The organism is uncultured Azohydromonas sp. (genome assembly GCF_937926365.1).
Taxonomy (GTDB): Bacteria; Pseudomonadota; Gammaproteobacteria; order Burkholderiales; family Burkholderiaceae_C; genus Azohydromonas.
In genome coordinates, this window is the sequence record NZ_CALAOH010000035.1 from 1 (window position 1) to 8247 (window position 8247).

3 protein-coding genes are annotated in these 8247 nt (G+C 65.9%); all 3 read left to right on the forward strand.

The window, feature by feature from the left end; translation table 11 throughout:
- Positions 1 to 435: 435 nt before the first annotated feature.
- Positions 436 to 645 (forward strand): hypothetical protein, encoded by a 210-nt coding sequence (locus Q0741_RS03315; RefSeq protein WP_298231777.1) that lies wholly within the window; start codon positions 436 to 438, stop codon positions 643 to 645.
- A gap of 855 nt (positions 646 to 1500) precedes the next feature.
- On the forward strand, positions 1501 to 2577 hold the full coding sequence (locus tag Q0741_RS03320) for a WD40 repeat domain-containing protein (RefSeq protein WP_298231778.1): 1077 nt from the start codon (positions 1501 to 1503) through the stop codon (positions 2575 to 2577).
- A gap of 106 nt (positions 2578 to 2683) precedes the next feature.
- Positions 2684 to 8062: a N,N-dimethylformamidase beta subunit family domain-containing protein gene (locus Q0741_RS03325; RefSeq protein ID WP_298231779.1), complete on the forward strand. Its 5379-nt coding sequence runs from the start codon at positions 2684 to 2686 to the stop codon at positions 8060 to 8062.
- Positions 8063 to 8247 lie beyond the last annotated feature (185 nt).

Sequence of the window (8247 nt, forward strand, 5' to 3'; positions counted from 1 at the left end):
GTCACCGCCAACTATGCGTCCAAACCAATAACCATAACTGCAACTGTAGGGTTACTACAACGCCGCTGTGAAGCTCCACAACGGGCGCATGGAACGGTTTCCCGGCCTGTTCTTCAAGGGGCTGGCCAGCATGGCGTGCCGCCCGTTGTTCGCGACCGGGGAACACGATCGGACGAGCACGGACCTCGGCACGCTGCTGGCGCAGTGAGCTCCGGACACAGCGGAATGTTCGGAATGATCACAGGTGGGCGAACTTCGCCGCGGGCCGCAAAACCTGGCGCCCGGGTGGTGCCTTACGTAATCGCTGCAATACGTCAAACCGCTTGACCTAATACAATTGCTGCACCGCAGCATGCCGGTGCCGCAGGTGCCTACGAGGTTCTTGGCCGGATGCCTGCCCATTGGGCACGACCCCAGACCAGAGCACGAACCAGCATGAGCACCAAGCCGACTTCGGCATCCTGTTCGCAGGACCCGCCAGCCGAATACGAGGCCGCCATGGCGGACATCGAGCATCGGGCGGCGCAGGGCGAGCTGACGCTGGCCCAGGCGAAACGCGAGATCTTCGAACTGCGCGAGCGCTTCGCCGCCAACGCCGGGGTTGTGATGGGGTGGGCCATGCGGGGCCAGCCTCGTACCGCCTAGCACCGGCCCCGGCCGGCACACGGTTGTGCCGGCAACGGTACTGGCAGGGATCACCAGCCGCGCCGATTTGCCTGAGCGCACAACTTCGTTTCGCCTTGGACGCCGCCTTCTTGCGGACCGTCATCCTCTGACCGAACCCGCACGCACCTGTTCACGCCGCTGATGCGAGGCGAGGCGCGGCAGCGCAGCCGCGTTCATCGTGCGCGGGCGGACCCGGCCGCCCACGGCCACGTTTCACCCCACCTCACGTTCGACGCTCCATGCTTTGGCCAAGTCAAGCCGTGGCGTTTGCCTTAGGGCGCACGGATCTGCTGTCAGGTGCGGTGTCGTGCAGGCATCCCGCTCATCAATTTCCGCTCCTGTCCCCGGCATTGACCGACTGCAATGCACCTCTATTTGATAAACGCTCGAAGTGGGTAATCACTAAATAATTGAAACGGTGACTACCCCCCTTGCCTGCAGGGCGCTGCAGGCCACAAATTCATGCGTTTTGACTCATGTAGCTTACAAATGTTTCTAATGCTTCGAATTGTGGTCCAATTTTCAAAGCGCTGGTGATATAGATGCAAGCCTTGCGTCGCATTCGGCGCGAGGGGCAGCGTGGTTCACCTCGAACAGGATGCGCGCCGGGGCACATATAGAAATGCATCCAGCTAAAACAGGCCCCATGCTGGCGTCACCGGGTGAGGGGTATTTCACCGACTTGGAGGGGTCCGGGTTCAAAAATCCGCTGACAGGATCTGAATCATTTAAAACAGGTTTTCCGGGTGATGCCCATATCGCGCGATATGGGCGTCGGGATGAATTCTGGCTGTGTGCTTGGATAAGGGGTTATCCAGGTCGTGGAGGGTGGGCATGAATTTCAGACTGCATGGATTCGGACAGGCCGGCACGGTTTCGGCATTGGCGTTGGCGTGTGCCGTGCTGGCCGGTTGTGGTGGCGGTGAAGAAGCGCGTTCGTCCGGAATGGCCGCCAGTCCGTCTCCTTCCACTGAGGTGGCAGCGGCGGCGAACGACGCGAAGCCGCAGGTCTTGCGCAAGGTCCTGCGTCGATACCTGAAGACGGGCATCACCGCCGTGAGCCTGTCGCCCGACGGTTCGTCGGTCGCCGTGAGCCGCGCCGACGGCACGGTACGGGTCTTGGACGCTGGCAGCCAGGTGGACGTCCTGAAGTTCAATGCCAAGCTTGACACCGTGGCGGCGGGCGTGGCCTTCAGCAACAACGGTAAATACCTGGGCGTGGTGGGCCGCGACAGCGATGTGCACGTCTACAACATCGCCTCTGCCAAGAAACTTTACACGCTGCGCGGTCACGAGCATCCCACCCGGACCATTGCGCAGAGCCCTGATGGCGCGCTCATCGCCACGGCCGGCGACGAAACGCGCGTCATGCTCTGGAACAGCGCCACGGGCAAGCTTGCCAAGATCTTGTCGGGCCATACCGGCTTCGTGAATTCGGTGGCCTTCAGCCCGGACGGCACCTTGCTGGCCAGCGCCGACGCGGAGGCGCGCATCCTGGTTTGGAACGTGAGCACGGGCAAGCTCATCCACACGCTGCGCGGCCATGCCGACGAGGTCTACGCCATTGCGTTCCAACCCGGCGGCAAGGTGCTCGCCAGTGCCGGCGCAGATGCGCAGGTGCTGATGTGGGACTTGGACAGCGGCGTGCGCACCAAGGCTTTCGAAGGCCACAAGAAGGCCGCGCGCAGCATCGCTTTCAGCCCGGATGGCAACACCCTGGCCAGTGGTGGGGAGGATGGCCAGATCCTGGTCTGGAACGCAGCCACGGGCATGCTGGACAAGCAGCTCATTGCCTCCGGCTCACCCGTCAACTCGCTGGTGTTTGGCAGCAAGAACAAGAACTTGCTCTTCGCCGGTAGCGACGACAACCGCTTCGTGCGCTGGAACGTCGCCAGCGGCGTCGGCAAGTAGGTCGTAGAGAGCGCAACCGGATTTCGCTCTCCGTCCCTCGTATCCCATAGCGGGTCCTGGCGCGTGTCAGGGCCCGTAACGCCAATAAGACCTGAGGAGTTCCGCGATGTTGCAGCGTCAGGGGAGTCGTGCAAGCGTTGCCAGGGGCTGGCTGGTCCTGCTGTTGCTGGGCTGGGTGCTGGCGCTGGCGTCATGGACGCGGCCGGCGCTGGCGGCCGATCCGGCCCAGGGGCCCGGCGGACCGATCCTGGTGCTGACCTCGGGCAACAGCAACTTCGGCACCTACTACGCCGAGATCCTGCGCAACGAGGGCTTCAATGCCTTTGCCGTGGCCGAGGTCGGCTCGGTCAACGCCGCCACGCTGTCCGCTTACGACGTGGTGATCCTGGCCAAGACGACGCTCAGCGCGTCGCAGGTCACGATGCTCACCGACTGGGTCAACGCCGGCGGCAACCTCATCGCCATGGCGCCCGGGGCCAATCTCGCGTCGCTGCTGGGCCTGGCCAGCACGGGTACCCAGCTCTCCAACGGCTACTTGCTGGTGGATACCGCCAACCCCGTGGGCAACGGCATCGTCAACCAGACCATGCAGTTCCACGGCACCGCGGACCGCTATGCCTTGAGCGGCGCCACTGCGCTGGCCACGCTCTACAGCAGCGCCACAGCGGCCACCACCAACCCGGCGGTAACGCTGCGCAGCGTGGGCTCGGGCAAGGCCGCGGCTTTCACCTACGACCTGGCCACCTCGGTGGTCTACACGCGCCAGGGCAACCCCGCGTGGGCCGCGCAGGAGCGCGACGGCTTGGCGCCCATCCGCTCGGACGACAAGTTCTACGGCAACGCCGCCGCGGACCCCAGGGCTGACTGGGTGGACCTGAGCAAGGTGGCCATTCCGCAGGCCGACGAGCAGCAGCGGCTGCTGGCCAACCTCATCACCTACATGAACCTGGCGCGCAAGCCGCTGCCGCGCTTCTGGTACTTCCCGCACGGCCACAAGGCCGTGGTCATCATGACGGGCGACGACCATGCCAACAGCGGTACGCCCGGGCGTTTCGACTACTTCAAGTCGCAGAGCACGCCGGGCTGCTCGGTGGCGAACTGGGAATGCATCCGGGGCACTTCGTATGTCTACACGGACACCGCGCTGACAGCCGCTCAGGCGGCGCAGTACGACGCCGAGGGCTTCGAAATCAGCCTGCACGTTTCCACGCGTTGCGACGACTACACCCCGCTGAGCCTGGACGACACCTATGGCGAGCAGCTCGGTCCTTGGCAGGCCAAGTACAACAGCCTGCCCGCGCCTGTAACGCAGCGCCACCACTGCATCGTTTGGAGCGATTGGAGCAGCGGCGCACAAGTGCAGGCCAAGTACGGCATGCGACTGGATACGAGCTACTACTTCTGGCCGCCGGGCTGGGTGGCCGATGTGCCCGGCATCTTCACCGGCTCGGCCATGCCCATGCGCTTCATGCGCCTGGACGGCGCCTTCATCGACGTGTACCAGGCCGCCACGCAGATGACCGACGAGTCGGGCCAGAGCTACCCGTACACCGTCAACACGCTGCTCGATCGCGCTCTGGGCGCGGAGGGCTACTACGGCGCCTACACCGTCAACGCTCACACCGACCAAGCCATCATCGATGAAGCCACGACCGTCGTGGCCTCGGCCAAGGCGCGCGGCGTGCCGGTCGTGTCCGCACGCCAGATGCTGACCTGGCTCGATGCGCGCAATGCCTCGGCCTTCAGTGCCATGAGCTGGAATGGCAGCGCGCTCAACTTCAGCGTCTCCCGCAGCCCCGCGGCCAACGGGCTGCAGGGCATGCTGCCGCGGCGCTCGGGCGGCAACGTGCTCACCGGCCTCACGCGCGGCGGCAGCGCGGTGGCCTTCTCCGTCAAGGTCGTCAAGGGCGTGGAATACGCCTTCTTCAATGCCGACTCCGGCAGCTACGTCGCCACGTACGCGGCCGACGTGGCGGGCCCCACGGTTTCGTCCACCACCCCGGCCGCGGGCGCCACGGGCGTGAGCCTGTTCTCCACCGTCAAGGCTGTCTTCAACGACACGCTGGACGCCTCGACGCTCAACGCCAGCACCTTCGAGCTGCGCAACGCCGCCAACGCCACGGTCGCGGCCAGCCTCAGCTACGACCCCACCACGCGCACCGCGACGCTGACGCCTTCAGGCGCGCTGTCGGCTTCCACCACTTACACCGCCACGCTGCGCGGCGGCACCAGCGACCCGCGTATCAAGGACGCCTCGGGCAACCCGATGGCTTCCAGCGTGACGTGGAGCTTTACCACCGTGGCGGCCTCCACCGAAGGTAGCTGCCCCTGCACCGCCTGGGGCAGCACCGCCACGCCCAACAATCCTTCCGAAAACGATCCCAATGCGGTGGAGCTGGGCGTCAAGTTCCGCGTGGACGTTGACGGCTTCATCACCGGCGTGCGCTTCTACAAGGGCACGGGCAACACCGGTACCCACATCGGCAACCTCTGGAGCCTCAACGGCACACGGCTGGCCACGGCGCCCTTCACCAGCGAGACCGCCACCGGCTGGCAGCAGGTGAACTTCGCCACGCCGGTGCCGGTGAGCGCCAACACGGTGTACGTGGCCTCGTACTACGCACCGAACGGCCGCTATGCGGGCGACAACAACTTCTTCTCCACCAAGGGCGTGGACAACGCCCCGGTGCACCTGCTGCAAAACGGTGTCAGTGGTGGCAATGGCGTCTATGCCTATGGCAGCAGTTCCAGCTACCCGGCGCAGACCTACCAGGCCAGCAACTACTGGGTGGACGTGGTGTTCACGCCGGCCGGGACCACACCCGGGCCCGACACCACGGCGCCGGCGGTGACCGGCACCTCGCCGGCCAACGCCGCCACGGGCGTGCCCACGACCAGCAGCATCACCGCCACCTTCAGCGAGGCGGTGGACCCGGCCACCGTGGGCAGCAGCACCTTCGAGCTGCGCAGCGCGGGCGGCACGCTGGTGCCCGCCACCGTGACGTACAACGCGGCCAGCCGCACCGCCACGCTCACCCCCGGCGCGTCGCTGGCGGCCTCCACCGCCTACACCGCCACCGTTCGCGGCGGCGGCACCGACCCGCGCGTCAAGGACCTCGCGGGCAACGCGCTGGCCAGCTCCGCCACGTGGAGCTTCACCACCGCGGCCGCGCCCACCGGGGGGTGCGCGACGGCGGCCAACCCGATCGTGCAGGAGAACTGCCTCACCGGAAACCTACCCTCGGAGTGGGAGGTCAGCGGCGCCGGCGACAGCAGCATCCAGGGCTTCGCGACGCAGATGAGTGTCAACCGCGGCGGCACTATCAGCTTCAAGGTGGACACCAACGCCAGCAACTACCGCTTCGACATCTACCGGCTGGGCTACTACGGCGGGCGCGGCGCGCGCAAGATCACCAGCGTGAACCCCTCGGCCACGCTGCCGCAGAACCAGCCCAACTGCCTGACGCAGCCCTCCACGGGGCTGGTGGACTGCGGCAACTGGGCCGTCTCGGGTTCCTGGACGGTGCCGGCCAACGCCGTTTCGGGCATCTACATCGCGCGCCTGGTGCGCGCCGACACGGGCGGCGCCAGCCACATCGTGTTCGTCGTGCGCGACGACGCCAGCACCTCCGCCATGGTGTTCCAGACCTCCGACACCACCTGGCAGGCCTACAACACCTACGGCGGTGGCAGCTTCTACAGTGGCGGGCTCAACACCGGCGCGGGCCGCTCCTTCAAGCTCAGCTACAACCGTCCCTTCATCACCGGTGGGGTGGACGGCGGCCAGGACTGGCTCTTCCATGCCGAGTACCCGATGGTGCGCTGGCTGGAGGCCAACGGTTACGACGTGAGCTACATCAGCGGCATCGACACCGACCGCAGCGGCAGCCTGCTGCTCAACCACAAGGTGTTCCTGTCGGTGGGGCACGATGAGTACTGGTCCGGCGCGCAGCGCGCCAACGTCGAGGCCGCGCGCAACGCCGGCGTGCACCTGGCCTTCTTCAGCGGCAACGAGGTGTTCTGGAAGACGCGCTGGGAAAACAGCATCGACGGCAGCAACACGCCTTACCGCACGCTGGTGTCCTACAAGGAGACGCACGCCAACGCCAAGATCGACCCGAGCCCGGCGTGGACCGGCACCTGGCGCGACCCGCGCCTCTCGCCGCCGGCCGACGGCGGGCGGCCGGAGAACGCGCTCACGGGCACGATCTTCATGAACAACGACACCGGCCGTTCCTACTCCATCACGGTGCCGCAGGCCGAGGGCCGGATGCGCTTCTGGCGCAACACCACGGTGGCCACCCTGGGCGCGGGCCAGAGCGCCACGCTCTCCGAAGGCGTGCTGGGCTACGAGTTTGATTCGGACCTGGACAACGGCGCACGCCCGCCGGGGCTCATCCGGCTGTCGCAAACCGCCATCAGCAGCGGCGGCATGCTGCTGGACCACGGTTCCAGCTACGGCAGCGGTACCGTCACGCACTACCTCACGCTGTACCGGCATCCGGCCAAGGGCGCGCTGGTGTTCGGCGCGGGCACCATCCAGTGGTCCTGGGGGCTGGATGCCAACCACACCCGGCCCGGCACGGCGGTGGATCAGCGCATGCGGCAGGCCACGGTGAACCTGTTTGCCGACATGGGCGTGCAGCCCGCGACGCTGCAGTCGCCGCTGGTGGCGGCCACGGCCTCCACCGACACGACAGCGCCCACGGTCAACATCACTGCACCGGCAAACGGTGCCAACGTACCTTCAGGCAGCAGCGTGACGGTCACTGGCACCGCCTCGGATACCGGTGGTGTGGTGGGTGCGGTGGAGGTGTCTACGAACAACGGTGCCACCTGGCGCCCGGCCAGTGGGCGCGGCAACTGGAGCTACACCTGGACGCCGACAGGCAGTGGCACGGCCACGATCCTCGTTCGCGCGGTGGATGACAGCGGCAACATCCAGTCCACGCCTGCCAGTCGCAGCGTGACAGTGGGTGCGGCGACTTGCCCCTGTTCCGCCTGGCCGGCATCGGCGACACCGGCGGTGGCCAGCAACACTTCGGACACTGCCATCGTCAACTTGGGCATGAAGTTCCGCGTCACCCAGAATGGCCGGATCACCGGCGTCCGTTTCTACAAGGGCTCGGGCAACACCGGCACGCACGTGGGCGCGCTGTGGACGGCCTCCGGCACGCTGTTGGCCAGTGCACCCTTTGTCAACGAAACCGCTACGGGCTGGCAGCAGGTGAACTTCACGACGCCGGTGACGGTCACGGCCAACACGGTCTATGTGGTTTCATACCGCGCACCTAATGGTCGCTATGCGATCAACAGTGGTTACTTCGCTAATGCAGGAGTGGACAGGGGACCGATCCATGTGCTGCAGGACGGCGAGAGCGGAGCGAACGGCGTGTACATCTACGGTGGCACGTCGGTGCGTTTCCCGACATCGACGTACCAGTCATCGAACTATTGGGTAGACGTCGTGTTCGTGCCGAATTGAGGTAGCAACCTCTGAGAAAAAGGCCGCCCAACCAAGGGCGGCCTTTTCATTGGCCAGGCCGTGGGCGGTCTGTCAAAGCACGTTTGGCGCAGTGCGTCACTCCACCGCCTTGACCATGTCCTCCACGACTTTCTTGGCGTCGCCGAAGACCATCATGGTCTTGTCCATGTAGAACAGCTCGTTGT

What these genes read in the sequence shown, in the direction of transcription:
- Q0741_RS03325 (WP_298231779.1), top strand. Translation starts at nt 2,684, where the DNA reads ATGTTGCAGCGTCAGGGGAGTCGTGCAAGCGTTGCCAGGGGCTGGCTG.
- Q0741_RS03315 (WP_298231777.1), top strand. Translation starts at nt 436, where the DNA reads ATGAGCACCAAGCCGACTTCGGCATCCTGTTCGCAGGACCCGCCAGCC.
- Q0741_RS03320 (WP_298231778.1), top strand. Translation starts at nt 1,501, where the DNA reads ATGAATTTCAGACTGCATGGATTCGGACAGGCCGGCACGGTTTCGGCA.